The sequence below is a fragment of the Aeromicrobium sp. Leaf350 genome (assembly GCF_916858655.1).
Classification (GTDB): Bacteria; Actinomycetota; Actinomycetes; order Propionibacteriales; family Nocardioidaceae; genus Aeromicrobium.
Map to the genome: position 1 here is coordinate 127974 of NZ_CAKASL010000003.1, position 15099 is coordinate 143072.

At 71.7% G+C, this 15099-nt stretch carries 11 protein-coding genes and 1 riboswitch; of the genes, 6 read left to right on the top strand and 5 right to left on the bottom strand.

The window, feature by feature from the left end; genetic code table 11:
- Nucleotides 1-47: 47 nt before the first annotated feature.
- The 3 genes from LO931_RS14270 to icmF all read right to left on the bottom strand — a co-directional run bounded on the left by LO931_RS14270 (nucleotide 48) and on the right by icmF (nucleotide 5828).
- On the bottom strand, nucleotides 48-224 hold the full coding sequence (locus LO931_RS14270; RefSeq protein ID WP_229054451.1) for a CstA-like transporter-associated (seleno)protein: 177 nt from the start codon (nucleotides 222-224) through the stop codon (nucleotides 48-50).
- Complete coding sequence (locus LO931_RS14275; protein WP_229054453.1) at nucleotides 221-2398, bottom strand: carbon starvation CstA family protein; 2178 nt, start codon at nucleotides 2396-2398, stop codon at nucleotides 221-223. The genes LO931_RS14270 and LO931_RS14275 overlap by 4 nt, the downstream gene beginning before the upstream one ends.
- Nucleotides 2399-2609: 211 nt before the next feature.
- Nucleotides 2610-5828 (bottom strand): fused isobutyryl-CoA mutase/GTPase IcmF, encoded by a 3219-nt coding sequence (icmF, locus tag LO931_RS14280; protein WP_229054455.1) that lies wholly within the window; start codon nucleotides 5826-5828, stop codon nucleotides 2610-2612.
- 68 nt (nucleotides 5829-5896) lie between these two features.
- On the opposite strand from icmF, the gene LO931_RS14285 reads away from it, so the two are divergent.
- Entirely contained in the window at nucleotides 5897-6388 is a 492-nt protein-coding gene (locus LO931_RS14285; protein WP_229054456.1) for a MarR family winged helix-turn-helix transcriptional regulator, read from the top strand.
- A 67-nt stretch (nucleotides 6389-6455) separates the two neighbouring features.
- Here the strand turns inward: LO931_RS14285 and LO931_RS14290 are convergent, their stop codons facing one another.
- Together LO931_RS14290 and LO931_RS14295 are read right to left on the bottom strand one after the other, a co-directional pair.
- Nucleotides 6456-6920 (bottom strand): GNAT family N-acetyltransferase, encoded by a 465-nt coding sequence (locus LO931_RS14290; protein WP_229054458.1) that lies wholly within the window; start codon nucleotides 6918-6920, stop codon nucleotides 6456-6458.
- Entirely contained in the window at nucleotides 6913-8829 is a 1917-nt protein-coding gene (locus tag LO931_RS14295; RefSeq protein WP_229054459.1) for an acyl-CoA dehydrogenase, read from the bottom strand. Before LO931_RS14295 ends, LO931_RS14290 begins: the two co-directional genes overlap by 8 nt.
- A gap of 50 nt (nucleotides 8830-8879) precedes the next feature.
- A riboswitch (cobalamin riboswitch) is annotated at nucleotides 8880-9015 on the top strand.
- A gap of 70 nt (nucleotides 9016-9085) precedes the next feature.
- Here LO931_RS14295 and LO931_RS14300 point away from each other — a divergent pair.
- The 5 genes from LO931_RS14300 to LO931_RS14320 are packed head-to-tail and all read left to right on the top strand — an operon-like array spanning nucleotide 9086 to nucleotide 15086.
- Entirely contained in the window at nucleotides 9086-10672 is a 1587-nt protein-coding gene (locus LO931_RS14300; protein ID WP_229054460.1) for a prenyltransferase/squalene oxidase repeat-containing protein, read from the top strand.
- Nucleotides 10669-11508: a hypothetical protein gene (locus tag LO931_RS14305; RefSeq protein WP_229054462.1), complete on the top strand. Its 840-nt coding sequence runs from the start codon at nucleotides 10669-10671 to the stop codon at nucleotides 11506-11508. Before LO931_RS14300 ends, LO931_RS14305 begins: the two co-directional genes overlap by 4 nt.
- 47 nt (nucleotides 11509-11555) lie before the next feature.
- Nucleotides 11556-12662, top strand: a complete 1107-nt coding sequence (locus tag LO931_RS14310; RefSeq protein WP_229054463.1) for an energy-coupling factor transporter transmembrane component T — start codon at nucleotides 11556-11558, stop codon at nucleotides 12660-12662.
- Nucleotides 12655-14238 (top strand): ABC transporter ATP-binding protein, encoded by a 1584-nt coding sequence (locus tag LO931_RS14315; protein WP_229054465.1) that lies wholly within the window; start codon nucleotides 12655-12657, stop codon nucleotides 14236-14238. Before LO931_RS14310 ends, LO931_RS14315 begins: the two co-directional genes overlap by 8 nt.
- Nucleotides 14235-15086: an ECF transporter S component gene (locus LO931_RS14320; protein WP_229054466.1), complete on the top strand. Its 852-nt coding sequence runs from the start codon at nucleotides 14235-14237 to the stop codon at nucleotides 15084-15086. The genes LO931_RS14315 and LO931_RS14320 overlap by 4 nt, the downstream gene beginning before the upstream one ends.
- Nucleotides 15087-15099 lie beyond the last annotated feature (13 nt).

Consider the following 15099-nt stretch of genomic DNA (forward strand, 5'->3'; position numbering starts at 1 on the left):
AGCAGCGCGCACTCCGCGCGGCGAGCGGCGGCGAGATCGAGCACAGCTCAGCAGCAGCGCGCCATGGGGGCGTGGGCGACCTGCTCGGCGCGGTGCCGCTCGAACTCGCGCCGGGTGGCGGGCTCGACGCCGTCGCGGGCGCAGCGCTCGAGGTAGTCGTCCCACCGGGCCTCGCCGGTGAACTCGCGCAGCAGACGGCGCAGTCCGGTCCTCCGCGCCGTCATCGGGTGCTCCCGGCCCGCTCGCGCTCGGCGTCGCGCTCGGCCTCCCACGCGGCAACGGCCTTCTTCTCCTCAGCGGTGGGGATGAAGTCGGCGGGCGCCACGATCGTCGACTCGGTGTGGGGCACCTCGGTGGTGGGCAGCGAGCCGGCTCGGATCGCGCGGACCCAGATCAGCACCGCGTTCGCGACGATGATGATGACCAGCAGCGCGAAGATCGTCTGCAGGACGCCGTTGGTCGTCGAGTTGGTGATGATCGTGCCCATGTCGGCGTCGTTCGACGCCGGCGCCAGCACCTCGCCGGCCTCGCGGGCGTCGCGGAAGCGCGACGCCTGGGCGAAGTACCCGATCGCGGGGTTGTCGCTGAAGATCTTCTGGTAGCTCGCGGTCATCGTCACGACGAGGTCCCAGGCGAGCGGGATGCCGGGCACCCAGACCCACTTCAGCCAGCCGTGCTTGAGGAACAGGGTCACGCAGAGGGTCAGCGCGATGGCGGCCAGCAGCTGGTTGGCGATGCCGAACAGCGGGAACAGCTGGTTGATGCCGCCGAGCGGGTCGGTGACGCCGACGTAGAGCATGTAGCCCCACAGGCCGACCGTCACGGCGCTGGCGGTCCAGGCCGCGGGGCGCCACGAGACGTCGCCGAACTTCGGCCAGAAGTTGCCCACCGTGTCCTGCAGCATGAAGCGGCCGACCCGGGTGCCGGCGTCGACGGCGGTGAGGATGAACAGCGCCTCGAACATGATCGCGAAGTGGTACCAGAACGCCTGCAGACCTCCACCGAACGCCTCGGAGAACACCTGCGAGAGGCCGAAGGCCAGGGTCGGTGCGCCGCCGGTGCGGGAGACCAGGGTCTCCTCCTCGATCGAGTCCGCGGCTGCCTGCAGCGTCTCGGGCGAGATCGTGAAGCCGAGGCTGCTGACGAACTGGGCGGCGCCCTGGACGGTGCCGCCGGTGGCGCCGGCGGGGGCGTTCATCGCGTAGTAGAGGCCCTGGTCGATGACGACCGCGGCGATGAGCGCGCTGATCGCGACGAACGACTCCATCAGCATGCCGCCGTAGCCGATCATGCGGACCTGGCCCTCCTTGGCGATCATCTTCGGCGTCGTGCCCGACGAGATGAGCGCGTGGAATCCGGACAGGGCACCGCAGGCGATCGTGATGAAGACGAAGGGGAAGAGCTTGCCGGAGAAGACGGGTCCGTCACCGTCGGTCGCGAAGCTCGTGACGGCATCGGCCTGCAGCACGGGCGCCGCGACGACCAGACCCACCGCGAGCAGCAGGATGACGCCGATCTTCATGAAGGTCGAGAGGTAGTCGCGCGGGGTCAGCAGCATCCACACCGGCAGGATCGAGGCCACGAAGCCGTAGACCACGAGCCCGATGACGAGGTGCTCCTTCGAGATGGTCAGGGCGCTCTCGAGGCCGAGCTGCTCGACGTAGCCACCGCCCACGATCGCGAGCAGCAGGAGCACGACGCCGATGGCCGTGGCCTCCATGACCCGGCCCGGCCGGATGTAGCGGAGGTAGAACCCCATGAACAGGGCGATCGGGATCGTCAGGGTGATCGAGAAGACGCCCCACGGCGACTCGGCGAGCGCGTTGACCACCACGAGCGACAGCACCGCCAGGATGATGATCATGATCGCGAAGACGGCGATCAGGGCGGCCGTGCCGCCGACGACGCCGATCTCCTCGCGCACCATCTGGCCGAGGCTCTTGCCGTCACGGCGCATCGAGAAGAACATCACGACCATGTCCTGGACCGCGCCGGCGGCGATGACGCCGACGATGATCCAGATCGTGCCCGGGAGGTAGCCCATCTGAGCGGCGAGCACGGGGCCGACGAGCGGGCCGGCGCCGGCGATCGCGGCGAAGTGGTGGCCGAACAGGACGCGGCGGTCGGTGACCTCGTAGTCGACGCCGTTGTCGAGGCGCTCGGCCGGCGTCGCCCGCGTGTTGTCGAGCTTCAGGACGCGTCGCGCGATGAACCGCGAGTAGAAGCGGTAGGCGATCGCGTACGACGACAGCGCGGCGAACAGGATCCAGAGGGCGGAGACCTCCTCACCGCGGGCGAGGGCGAGGACGCTCCAGCAGACGGCGCCGACGAGGGCGACCGTGCCCCACACGAGGATCGTGCGGAGGCGTCCGGGCGGAGGGGCGGTGAGGGTGCTCATGGTGGTCTCCCCGAGGTCGAGCGGATCGGCCCAGGTCGTGGACCGGGCACCACACCACCACACGTGACCCACGGCACACCAGTCCGCGCGACGAGCGGTCGTCAGGGAGCGATGAACGGTCGGGTGGAGAGTTGCCGCGCGCAACCGCCGGGGCACGCGGGGCGGTGCCCCCTACGAGCCTCGAAGGGGGTTCCTCAGCCAGCGGGGTGCCCTACACGTTGCGGCGGTACTGGCCGCCGACCTCGAAGAAGGCCTCGGTGACCTGCTGCAGCGAGCAGACGCGTGCCGCGTCGACGAGCACCGCGAAGACGTTGTCGCCGGTGACGGCGGCCTCCTTGAGGCGCGAGATCGCCTCGGCCGCCTCGCTCGAGTGCGTGGTCTGGAACTCCCGGACGCGGCCGAGCTGCCCCTGCTTCTCGCCCTCGGTCGCACGGGCGAGCTCGATGACCTGCGGCTCCTCGTCCTCCACGTGCGGCTTGCGGAACGTGTTCACGCCGATGATCGGCAGCGAGCCGTCGTGCTTGCGGTGCTCGTAGAGCATCGACTCGTCCTGGATCCGGCCGCGCTGGTAGCCCGTCTCCATCGCGCCGAGCACGCCACCGCGCTCGTTGATCGCGTCGAACTCCTCGAGCACGGCCTTCTCGACCAGGTCGGTGAGCTCGTCGATGATGAACGAGCCCTGCAGCGGGTTCTCGTTCATCGCGAGGCCCCACTCGCGGTTGATGATGAGCTGGATCGCGAGCGCCCGGCGCACCGACTCGGCGCTGGGGGTCGTGACGGCCTCGTCGTAGGCGTTGGTGTGCAGGCTGCTGGCGTTGTCGTAGATCGCGATGAGCGCCTGCAGCGTCGTGCGGATGTCGTTGAAGTCCATCTCCTGCGCGTGGAGCGACCGGCCCGACGTCTGTACGTGGTACTTCATCTTCTGGCTGCGGTCGTTCGCGCCGTACTTCTCCTTCATCGCGACGGCCCAGATGCGGCGCGCCACGCGGCCGAGCACGGAGTACTCCGGGTCCATGCCGTTGGAGAAGAAGAACGACAGGTTCGGCGCGAAGTCGTCGATGTCCATGCCGCGGGCGAGGTACGCCTCGACGTAGGTGAAGCCGTTGGCCAGCGTGAACGCGAGCTGGCTGATGGGGTTCGCCCCGGCCTCGGCGATGTGATAGCCGGAGATCGAGACCGAGTAGAAGTTGCGCACGCCCTCGGCGATGAACCACTCCTGGATGTCGGCCATCATCCGCAGGCTGAACTCCGTGGAGAACAGGCAGGTGTTCTGGCCCTGGTCCTCCTTGAGGATGTCGGCCTGCACCGTGCCGCGCACGTTCTTGAGCGCGTACGAGCGCAGCTCGGCGTGCTCGGCCTCGTCGGGCTCGCGGCCCTCCTCCTCGCGGAAGCGGTCGATCTGCTGGTCGATCACGGTGTTGAGGAAGAACGCCAGCACCGTCGGGGCGGGGCCGTTGATCGTCATCGAGACCGAGGTGGACGGCGAGGCGAGGTCGAAGCCGTCGTACAGCGCCTTCATGTCGTCGAGCGTCGCGACGGAGACGCCGGAGGTGCCGATCTTGCCGTAGATGTCGGGGCGCTCGTCGGGGTCGCGGCCGTACAGCGTGACCGAGTCGAACGCGGTCGAGAGACGCGTGGCGTCGCCGTCCTCGCTCAGCAGCTTGAACCGGCGGTTGGTCCGGAACGGGTCGCCCTCGCCGGCGAACATGCGGGCGGGGTCCTCGCCGTCGCGCTTGAACGCGAAGACGCCGGCCGTGTACGGGAAGTAGCCCGGCAGGTTCTCGCGACGCCAGAAGCGCACGAGCTCGCTGTGGTGGTGGAACTTCGGCAGGGAGACGCGCGGGATCTTGTTGCCCGAGAGCGACTCGCGGGTGAGCTGGGTGTGGATCTCCTTGTCGCGCACCTTCACGACCTGCTCGTCGCCGGAGTACGACTCCACGACGGCGGGCCAGCCGGCGATCTGGTCGGAGATCGCGTGCGGGACCTCCTTGCGGGCGGCCTCGAGCAGGCCCTCGACGGAGGCGGCGTCGAGCTCGGCCCTCGCCAGCTCGTCGGCCGTGGTCTCGAGCCGCTGCACGCGGTCGGCGGCGTCGGCGAGACGCTCGGTCTCCTCGTGGAACGAGCGGACGGTCTCGGTGACCTCGGCGAGGTAGCGCACGCGCTCCGGCGGCACGACCTGACGGATGCCGCTGGAGAAGCGGACGTCGACCGCGGGCAGCACGCCCTCGTCGAGCTGCAGGCCGCCCTCGCCGAGGACGCCGCGCAGGTGCTGGTAGAGCGCCGTGACGCCGTCGTCGTTGAACGTGGCGGCCGAGGTGCCGAAGACCGGCATGTCCTCGGGGCGCTTGCCGAAGGCCTCGCGGTTGCGGACGAGCTGACGTCCGACGTCGCGCAGCGCGTCCTTGGCGCCGCGACGCTCGAACTTGTTGATCGCGACGACGTCGGCGAAGTCGAGCATGTCGATCTTCTCGAGCTGCGAGGCGGCGCCGAACTCCGGCGTCATGACGTAGAGGGAGTGGTCGACGAACGGCACGATCGCGGCGTCGCCCTGGCCGATGCCCGGGGTCTCGACGACCACCAGGTCGAAGCCGGACGCCTTCGCGACGGCGATGACGTCGTTGAGCGAGTCGGGCAGCTCGTGCGCGCCGCGGGTGGCGAGCGAGCGGAAGAAGACGCGGTCGCCGTCGAGCGAGTTCATGCGGATGCGGTCGCCGAGCAGTGCACCGCCACCGCGGCGGCGGGTCGGGTCGACCGCGATCACGGCGACGCGGAGCTTGTCCTGCTGGTCGACACGGAGGCGGCGCACCAGCTCGTCGGTCAGCGAGCTCTTGCCTGAGCCGCCCGTGCCGGTGATGCCGAGGACCGGCGTGGCGTGCGCCGTCGCGGCCTCGAGGATGCGCGCGTGCGCGTCACCGGTGAGCTTGCCGGCCTCGGCGAGGGTCACGGCGCGGGCGATCGCGGCCCGGTCGCCCGCGAGCACGGCGTCGACGTCGAGCGGGCCGAGCTCGGAGAGGTCGAAGGCGCAGGCCTCGATGACCTCGGCGATCATGCCGGGCAGGCCGAGGCGCTGGCCGTCCTCGGGGCTGAAGATCGTGACGCCGGAGGCGCGGAGGCGCTTGATCTCCTCGTCGACGATGACGCCGCCACCGCCGCCGACGACCTTGACGTGGCCGGCGCCCTGGGCGCGCAGCGACTCGACGAGGTACTCGAAGTACTCGACGTGGCCGCCCTGGTAGCTCGAGACCGCGACGCCCTGGACGTCCTCCTCGATCGCCGCGTCGACGACCTCGGCGACGGAGCGGTTGTGTCCGAGGTGGATGATCTCCGCCCCCTGCGACTGCATGATGCGACGCATGATGTTGATGCTCGCGTCGTGCCCGTCGAACAGGGCCGACGCGGTCACGAGACGCACGGGGGGTCGATCACTCATCGCGAGAACACTCCTTGGAAGTCCGATACTTTGACATCCTACTAAATTCTGACGCTACGCTCCACCCCATGGCCGACCTGGACTTCGACCCCATCGAACGCGCGGGCGAGCTGTGGGAGAAGCACGTCGGTCCGGCCGACTCGATGCGGCTCGCCACGTCGCTCATGCGGGTGCACCAGCTCCTCCTCGCCGAGCTCGACGCCGCCGTCAAGCCCTTCGGCATCACCTTCGCACGGTTCGAGGTGCTGCGGCTGCTGTCCTTCAGCTCCCGTGGATCACTGCCGCTGTCGAAGATCGGGCAGCGGCTGATGGTGCACCCGACCTCCGTCACCAACGTGATCGACCGTCTCGCGGCCGACGGACTCGTCGACCGCACGGTCGACACCGCCGACCGCCGGCGCGTCCTGGCCTCGCTGACCGCCGACGGCCGTCGCGTGCTCGGCGCCGCCACGGAGGCGCTGACCTCGATCGACTTCGGCCTGCGCACGCTGCCCGCCGACCAGCAGCGCGCGGCCTACGAGATCCTCCGCGTCCTCCGCACCCCCGACTTCGAGAGCTGAGACCACCCCGCCCCCTGAGGTGCGAGGCACGAGCCTCGAAGGGGGTACCTCGACCACCGGTGGTGGGCTACGGGGTCCCGAGCTCTTTCCAGATGTAGAAGGCGCGTTCGTCGCTGTCGGGCTCGGTCTGCGTGAAGCCGTGGCGCACGTAGAAGCGCATCGTGTCGACGTCGCCCTCGTCGACGTTGATCTCGACCATGCCGGCCCCGGCGGCCTCGGCGTCGGCCAGCAGGCGCGTGACGAGCAGGCCGCCGAGGCCCTGGTCGCGCAGGTGGGGACGCACGTAGAGCTCCTCCAGCAGCACGACGGGGCCGTCGAACCACACGCTCGGCCGCTCGACGGTCAGCGAGAACCCGTCAGGGCCGTCACCGACCAGCAGCACGCGCACCGACCCGTCGGCGAGCTTGCCCCGCACGCGCGTGGTCAGCTCGTCGAGCGGCGGGACGGGCGTCTCGAACTCGGTGTTGAAGTCCCACAGCATCGACGCGACCACGGCCGCGTCGTCGACCGGGGCCGGGCGTACGTCAGGCATCGTCCTCGACGTCGAGCAGGAACGCGGCGCCCAGCGTCTCCTCCGGGATGCCGAAGCCCTCGACGAGAGTCAGCAGGTGCGGACGCAGCTTGTCGAGCTGGTCGTTGAGCAGCGACGTGACGGTCTTGGCGCGGGCGTCCGAGAGCCGGTTGTGGCCCATGAACCACGCGAGGTCGTCCTCAATCACGCTGAGCGCGTAGAGCGTGCAGACCTCGCGGAGCAGGTCGGCCGCCTCCTCGTCCTCGCAGCGCGCGATGCCGGCCGTGAACGCCTCGAGCACGATGCGGTCGACGTGCACGCGGGCACAGCGGATGACGTGGTCCTGGGCGTTGTTGAAGATGCGGAACGCCTCGGCGCTGTCGGCTCCGGCGGCCCGCTGCAGGCGCCGCGCCGCCGTCTCGATGACGTGCTCCTCGCGGTCCTCGAAGAGCTCGAGCTGGGTGCCGCGGTCGAGCAGGTCGTGGTCGTCGTCGCTGCCGCCGGGGCGGGCGTCGATGAGCCGCTGGATGAGCTGCGATGCCGCGGTGCGCTCGCGCACGACGTCGGTCACCGTGCTGGCGACGAACTTGACCATGCCCAGCGGGTCGAGGCCACCGACCTCGTGCGCGTACGCCGTGAGCAGCTCCTTCGCGACGAGCTGGAGCATGACGTGGTTGTCGCCCTCGAACGTCGTGAAGACGTCGATGTCGCCGCGCAGGGTCGAGATGCGGTTCTCGGCGAGGTAGCCGGCGCCGCCGCACAGCTCGCGTGACTCCTGCACCGAGCGGGAGGCGTGCCACGTGAGGATCGCCTTGAGGCCGGCCGCGCGCCCCTCGAGCTCGCGCTGCTGCTGCGCGTCGGGCTCGTCGGAGCGCTGGAGCTTGTCCATGCGGGCGACCTGCTGGTTCTGGGCGAAGCGGTAGGCGTACCCGCGGGCGATCAGCGGCAGCAGTCGGCGCTGGTGCATCCGGTAGTCGGCGAGCAGCGTCTCCTCGCCCTCCGCGGGACCGAACTGGCGACGCTTGAGGGCGTAGCGGCCCGCGATGCTGAGCGCGACCTCCGAGGCGGCGAGCGCCGAGCCGCCGACGCTGATGCGGCCACGGATGAGGGTGCCGAGCATCGTGAAGAACCGCTTGCCGGTCTCGTCGATCGGCGAGCTGTACGCGCCGTTCTCGTCGACGTTGCCGTAGCGGTTGAGCAAGTTCTCGCGCGGGATGCGCACTTGGTCGAAGCTGATGCGACCGTTGTCGACGCCGCGCAGACCGCCCTTGTGGTGGTCGTCGGCCGTGGTGACGCCCGGCATGTCCTCGCCGTGCTCGTCACGGATGGGCACGAGGAAGCAGTGCACGCCGTGGGTCTCGCCGCGAGTGACGAGCTGCGCGAACACGGCAGCGATCGACGCGTGGCGCGCCGCGTTGCCGATGTAGTCCTTGGTGGCGCTGTGCGTGGGGGAGTGGACGACGAACTCCTGCGTCTGCGGGTCGTACGTCGCGGTGGTCTCGAGGCTCTGCACGTCGCTGCCGTGACCGATCTCGGTCATCGCGAAGCAGCCCACGAGGTCGAGGTCGATGATGCGCGGGATCAGCGCGTGGTGACGGTCGGTGCCGAGGTTCTCGACCGCACCGCCGAACAGGCCCCACTGCACCCCGGCCTTGACCATGAGCGACAGGTCGAACTGGGCCAGCATCTCGATGCCCGTGACTGCCATGCCCGGGTCGCCGAGACCGCCGTGGGCCTCGCGGAAGCCGGCCGCCGGGATGCCGGTCGTGACGAGGTCCTTCAGCTGGGCGAACGTGTGGTCGCGAGCGCCCTCCAGGTCGAGGTCGGGGTCGACCGCGAGGTCGAGCTGCGCGAGGCGCGTGCGTGACTCCTCCCGCACGTGCCGCCACTTGCCGTCCAGAGCGATGCGAAGTTCGTCAGCCAGCGTCATGCCCTCCAAGGTAGTGCGGTCGACCTGATCGTGCCCGCCCGTCATCGTGGTATTTTTCTCCTGCCTTCGGGCACTCATCCAATGTTCTGCATCCAGGGGAAGCCGGTCGAAGTCCGGCGCTGACCCGCAGCCGTGGGCCACCTCGTGTGGCAAGCCGGAACACCTGCCGCAGGACCGACCTCCAACGCTGTCGTGGAACGCAGCGGGTCTCTCCGCCTCGGCGGTCCGTCCCGCGCATGCAGCGGGAAGGACCCCCATGAAGATCCGTCCTCGGCTCGCGACCGTCGCCACCGGCGCGCTCGTCGCCCCCCTCCTCCTCGTCGGAGCCGCCGGAAGCGCGCTCGCAGCGCCCACCGGTGAGCAGTCCGACACCGGCGCGTGGCTCGCCGGCGAGCTCGTGAACGGGCTGACGCCCGGACAGTTCGGCGTCGACCAGGGCCAGTCGATCGACGTCCTCTTCGCGCTGCAGGCCCTCGAGGTCGAGACCGCGGCGCAGGACTCGATCGTCACCGCCCTCGAGGCCGATCCCGAGGCCTACGTGACCGGTGAGGCGTTCGGTGACGCCGGCAGCACGTACGCCGGGGCGACCGGCAAGCTCGCCGTCGCCGCGCAGACGTCGGGAGCGGACGCGTCCGACTTCGGTGGCCTCGACCTGCTGGGGAACCTGAGCGGTCTCGTCGTCGCCGACGGCCCGGAGGCCGGGCGTGCCAAGGACGTCAGCGCCTATGGCGACTACAGCAACACGATCGGCCAGTCCTGGGTGATCCGCGCCTTCGTGAACGACGAGGACCTGGCGGCCGCGACCGCGACGGCCGGCTTCCTGGCCCGCCAGCAGTGCGCCGACGGCGGCTTCCGCACGAGCTACGACGCCTCGGACCCGGAGACCTTCGAGAACCTCGGCTATGTCGATCCGTCCGTCACCTGCTCGTCCGAGGTGGATGCGACGGTCTTCGCGATCGACGCCCTCGCGGCCGCCTCCGACGCGGGCGTCGCCGGGCTCGACGACGAGATCGACGACGCCGTGCAGAACCTGCTGGCGTCGCAGTCGGCCGACGGCTCCTTCCAGGGCGTCGGCGGACCGAGCACGAACTCGACCGGCCTCGCCGCCGCCACGCTCGCCGGCCAGGGCGAGGACGCGGCCGCGCTCAAGGCCGCCGACTGGGTGCGTGGAGTCCTCGTGACGCCGGCACTCGCGGTCGGCCCGCTCGCACCGGAGGCCGGAGCGCTCGCGAAGAACTCGGCGGCCTTCACCGCGGCGACGTCCGCCGGCATCGTGCCGGCCCAGCGCCACGAGTGGATCCGGGCGACGGCCCAGGGCGCGTTCGCCCTCTCCCTCAACCCGGAGGCCGGATCGGTGACGCCCGTGGCGGCGCCCGCCGACGTCACCGCCGGCACGGACGTGCAGCTCTCGTTCGCCGGCCTCGCGCCGAGCGAGGACGTCGAGGTCTCCTTCGACTCCGGCTCGGTGGCAGGACGCTCGGCCGGCTTCGCCGCCGTCGCGCTGCCCACCACCGTCACGGCGGGACGCAACGGCGTCGCGACGGTGACCGTCACGATCCCCGCCGCCGTCGGCCCCCAGACCATCGCCGTCCGGGGCCTCGGCACCGGCCGCACCGGTTCGGTGTCGGTGAACGTCGTCGCCGCTGCTCCCGGCGGAGGCACGCCCAGCGCCGTGAACCCCGGGACCGTGGTCCCGAGCGACGCCACCCCCGGCTCGCGCGCGGCGGCCGACCGCAACCTGGCCGACACCGGCTCGGGCGTCGGCCTCGTGACGGCGGCCCTCGCCGCTGCGGCGGTCGTCGTCGGTTCCGGCCTGCTCCTGCGACGCTCGCGCACCGCGTGACCACGGTCGTCCGCCCCTCCCGCTGGATCGCGGGGATCCTCGTCGCGTTCGTCGCGGCGATGCTCCCCGTGCTCGGCCTGTCCGCACCTGCGGAGGCGGCTGCCTGCCAGGCCGGGACGGGCGTGACCGTCGTGGTGCAGGGCGGTGGCATCAACGCGACGACCTGCGTCCCCGGATCAGGGATGTCGGCGCTCGACGCGTTGCAGCGCGCGGGCTACGCGACGGAGGGCACCGCGCGGTTCGGCAGCTCGGTCCTGTGCCGGGTGAACGGCTACCCGGGCAACCAGGACTGCGTGAACATGCCGCCCGCGTCGGCCTACTGGGCGCTCTTCTCCTCGAGCGGCAACGGCAGCTGGACGTTCTCCAGCTCAGGCGTCACCTCCTTGACGCTCGGCGCGGGAGACTGGGTCGGCTTCCGCTTCGGCTCCGGCGGTGCGCCCTCGACGACCCCGTCCGGGCCGCAGCCCCCGGCTCCGGCGCAGCCCGCGCCGGCGGCTCCGGCCCCCAACGGTGGCGGCTCCGGCGGCGGCTCCGGCTCGGGTGGCGGCGGCGCGACGACCGCCCCGGACGGCAGCCCGACCATGGCGCCGGGCTCGACCCCGGGCGCGACACCTGGTGCCGATCCGTCGGCCGACCCGGCTGCGGACCCGTCGGCCGATCCGTCGTCGACCGCGACGAGCGCGGACGAGCGCGACGACGAGACGAGGGCCACCAGCGCCACGACCGACGACGGCGGGAACGGTGGCCCCTGGGGCCTCCTCGCCGCGGTGCTCGTGATCGCGGGGGTCGGCGGGGCTGCGTTCGTCGTCAACCGTCGCCGCCAGTCGGGCGTCTGAGCCGTATCGTCGGCCGGGACCCGGCTGGCAGGACAGAGGGATGACTGATGCTCGCGCGTGACCTGCACCCCGGAGCCTGGTGGCTCTGGGCGATCGGTCTCGCCGCGGCCGCGACCTTCACCCTGAACCCGGTGGCGCTGCTGCTGATCTGGGCGATCGCGGCCCTGGTCGTCATGGCGCGCCGCTCGGAGGCCCCCTGGGCCCTGTCGTTCCGGCTGTACGTCTACCTGGCGGTCTTCGTCGTGGTGCTGCGCGTGGTCTTCCGCATCATCTTCGGCACGGCCGCCACGGAGGCTGACCTGATCGTGCTGCACCTGCCGGAGATCCCGCTGCCCGAGGCCGCCCGGGGCATCCAGCTGCTCGGCGACGTCACGCTGGTGGCCCTGCTGAGCGGGCTGTACGACGGGCTCAGGCTCGGCGCGATCATCCTGTGCGTCGGCGCCGCCAACGCGCTCGCGAACCCGAAGCGGCTCCTCAAGTCCGTGCCGCCGGCCCTCTACGAGGTGGGCACCGCGGTGGTCGTGGCGCTGACGATCTTCCCGCAGCTGGCCGAGAGCGTGCAGCGGGTCAACCGGGCCCGCAAGCTCCGGGGCTCGCCGGGGCGGGGCGTGGGGGTGCTGCGCCGCGTCGTGGTCCCGGTGCTCGAGGACGCGCTCGAGAGGTCGATGACCCTCGCGATGGGCATGGACGCCCGCGGCTACGGCCGCAGCGGGCGCGCGACCGCCCGCGAGCGCGTCGTGACCGGTCTGCTCATGCTCCTGGCGCTGTTCGCGCTCTGCATCGGCATCTACGCCTACCTCGACGCGACCGCACCGCGGGTGCTCGCCGTGGGTGGACTCGGCGTGGGCGTGGTGCTGGCCGCCGCCGGTCTCTGGTCGGCCGGTCGCCGCGTCGAGCGCACGCGCTACCGTCCCGATCGCTGGCGGGGCGCCGAGCTGCTCACCGTGGCCTCGGGCCTGGCCGTCGCCGTGGGGGTGGACCGGGCCTACGCGCTCGACCCCTACGCCGTGGTCCCCGGCCTCGACGGCTGGCCCGAGGTCTCGCCCTGGGTGCTCGCCATCATCCTGGTGGGGGCGCTGCCGGCGTTCCTGACGCCGCCGCCCGCCGTGCCACGCGGCGCGGACCACCACGAGCGGGAGGTCGTCGATGCTTGAGCTCCGCGACGTCTCGTTCGCGTACCCCGACGGTGACTGGACCTGGCAGCACGTCGACCTCCGGCTGGAGGAGGGCGAGCTGGTGCTGGCCTGCGGCCGGACCGGCTCCGGGAAGTCGACGCTCCTCGGGCTGTTCAACGGGCTCGTGCCGCACTTCACGGGCGGCACCCTGGCCGGTGACGTGCTCGTCGACGGCCGCTCGGTCGTCGGCGTCCCGCCGCGCGAGCTCGCCCACCTGGTCGGCTACGTGCCGCAGGACCCGCTCTCGGGCTTCGTCAGCGACGTCGTGGAGGACGAGCTCGCCTACGGGATGGAGCAGCTCGGACTCCCGCCCCAGACGATGCGCCGCCGCGTCGAGGAGACGCTGGACCTGCTGGGCATCGCCGACCTGCGGCGCCGGCCCATCCGCGCGCTCTCGGGCGGCCAGCAGCAGCGAGTGGCGATCGGGGCGGTCCTCACGATGCACCCGCGCGTGCTGGTGCTCGACGAGCCCACGTCCGCCCTCGACCCCACGGCGGCCGAGGACGTGCTGGCGACCGTGGCCCGTCTCGTGGACGACCTGGGACTCACGGTCGTCGTCGCCGAGCACCGCATGGAACGGGTCGTGCCGTTCGCCGACCGGCTCGTCGTGGTCGACGGGGGAACGGTCACCGTCGGCGCCCCGGCCGCGTTGCTGGTCGACTCCCCGGTCGCGCCGCCGCTCGTCGAGCTCGGACGCCTCGCCGGCTGGGACCCGCTGCCCCTCTCGGTGCGCGAGGCACGCCGCCGCCGCACCGACCTCCAGGCGCGCCTGGCCGAGCCGGGCACGGCGCCCGCTCCCGCCGGTGAGCCGGTGCTGACGGCCCGAGGCGTCTCGGTGACCTACACGTCGCACGTCGCGGTGCGCGAGGTCGACCTCCTCGTCCGCGCCGGCGAGGTCGTCGGCCTGATGGGCCGCAACGGCTCCGGCAAGTCCTCGTTGCTGTGGGCGCTCCGGGGTGCCCTCAAGCGGGCCGGGGGCTCCGTCGACGTGGGAGGTGGCGACCCGGCCGGTCTGTCGTCCGCCGAGGCGCGGGCCCGGATCGGACTCGTGCCCCAGACCGCGGCCGACCTGCTGTACCTGGAGACGGTGGCCGACGAGTGCGCGACCGCCGACGAGCAGGCGGAGGTCGCACCCGGCACGTGTCGCGGGCTGCTCGACCGGCTGGCACCGGGTATCGACGAGGCACGGCACCCGCGCGACCTCTCCGAGGGTCAGCGACTCGCGCTCGTGCTGGCCGTGGTGCTCACGTCGTGCCCCTCGGTCGTCGTGCTCGACGAGCCCACGCGCGGGCTCGACTACGCGGGCAAGGCCGAGCTCGCCGCGATCCTGCGCGACCTCGCCGACCAGGGTCACGGCATCGTCGTCGCGAGCCACGACGTCGAGTTCGTCGCCGAAGTGGCCGACACCGTCGTCGTGATGGCCGAGGGCGAGATCGTGTCGCGGGGCCCGGCGGCCGAGGTGCTGGCCGAGTCGCCGTCGTTCGCGCCCCAGGTCAGCAAGGTGCTCGGCGCCCCGTGGCTCACGGTCCACCAGGTGCGGGAGGCGATGGCATGAGTCAGACCACGCCGACCAGAGCGACCGGGCCGCGCCGTGACGCGGCCTTCGGGCTGGGGCTGCGCTCGGTCGCGGTCCTCTCGGTCGCGAGCCTCGCCGGGCTGGCCATGTTCCTGTGGCCGCTGTTCCTGCAGCCGGCCCCCGGCGTCGAGCGCGTCGACCAGCCGTTCATCTTCATGGTGCTGCTGCCGATCGTGGTGCTCGTCGTCGTGGCCGAGCTGACCGAGGGGGGCATGGACTCCAAGATCCTCGCGGTCCTGGCGGTGCTCACCGCCGTCAACGGCGCGATCCGGCTGCTCGGCGCCGGCACCGCGGGCATCGAGACGATCTTCTTCCTGCTGATCGTGGCGGGCCGCGTGTTCGGGGCGGGATTCGGCTTCGTGCTCGGCTGCACGAGCCTGTTCGCGTCGGCGCTCCTGAGCTCGGGCGTCGGACCGTGGGTGCCGTTCCAGATGATGTGCGCCGCCTGGATCGGGATGGGCGCGGGCCTGCTCCCGTCGCGGCTGCGCGGACGTGCCGAGGTGGCGGTGCTGGTGGTCTACGGCGTCGTGGTCGCCTACCTCTACGGCTTCCTGATGAACCTGTCGTCGTGGCCGTTCACCCTCGGCATCGCGGCACCGGGCGCGGGCGACACCGCCCAGATGGTCCCGGGCGACCCCGTGCTCGAGAACCTGCACCGCTTCGTCGTCTACACACTCCTCACCTCCACCTGGGGCTGGGACACGGGGCGTGCCATCACCACCGCGCTCTGCCTCGTCGTGCTCGGCCCCGCGCTGCTGACGACGTTGCGGCGTGCACTGCGGCGCGTGCACCACGTCGCCTCGATCGCGCCGGCGCCGACCGACTGAACGGCCGGGGTCG

What these genes read in the sequence shown, in the direction of transcription:
- LO931_RS14295 (WP_229054459.1), bottom strand. Translation starts at nt 8,829, where the DNA reads ATGACGCTGGCTGACGAACTTCGCATCGCTCTGGACGGCAAGTGGCGG.
- LO931_RS14300 (WP_229054460.1), top strand. Translation starts at nt 9,086, where the DNA reads ATGAAGATCCGTCCTCGGCTCGCGACCGTCGCCACCGGCGCGCTCGTC.
- icmF (WP_229054455.1), bottom strand. Translation starts at nt 5,828, where the DNA reads ATGAGTGATCGACCCCCCGTGCGTCTCGTGACCGCGTCGGCCCTGTTC.
- LO931_RS14275 (WP_229054453.1), bottom strand. Translation starts at nt 2,398, where the DNA reads ATGAGCACCCTCACCGCCCCTCCGCCCGGACGCCTCCGCACGATCCTC.
- LO931_RS14270 (WP_229054451.1), bottom strand. Translation starts at nt 224, where the DNA reads ATGACGGCGCGGAGGACCGGACTGCGCCGTCTGCTGCGCGAGTTCACC.
- LO931_RS14285 (WP_229054456.1), top strand. Translation starts at nt 5,897, where the DNA reads ATGGCCGACCTGGACTTCGACCCCATCGAACGCGCGGGCGAGCTGTGG.
- LO931_RS14320 (WP_229054466.1), top strand. Translation starts at nt 14,235, where the DNA reads ATGAGTCAGACCACGCCGACCAGAGCGACCGGGCCGCGCCGTGACGCG.
- LO931_RS14290 (WP_229054458.1), bottom strand. Translation starts at nt 6,920, where the DNA reads ATGCCTGACGTACGCCCGGCCCCGGTCGACGACGCGGCCGTGGTCGCG.
- LO931_RS14310 (WP_229054463.1), top strand. Translation starts at nt 11,556, where the DNA reads ATGCTCGCGCGTGACCTGCACCCCGGAGCCTGGTGGCTCTGGGCGATC.
- LO931_RS14315 (WP_229054465.1), top strand. Translation starts at nt 12,655, where the DNA reads ATGCTTGAGCTCCGCGACGTCTCGTTCGCGTACCCCGACGGTGACTGG.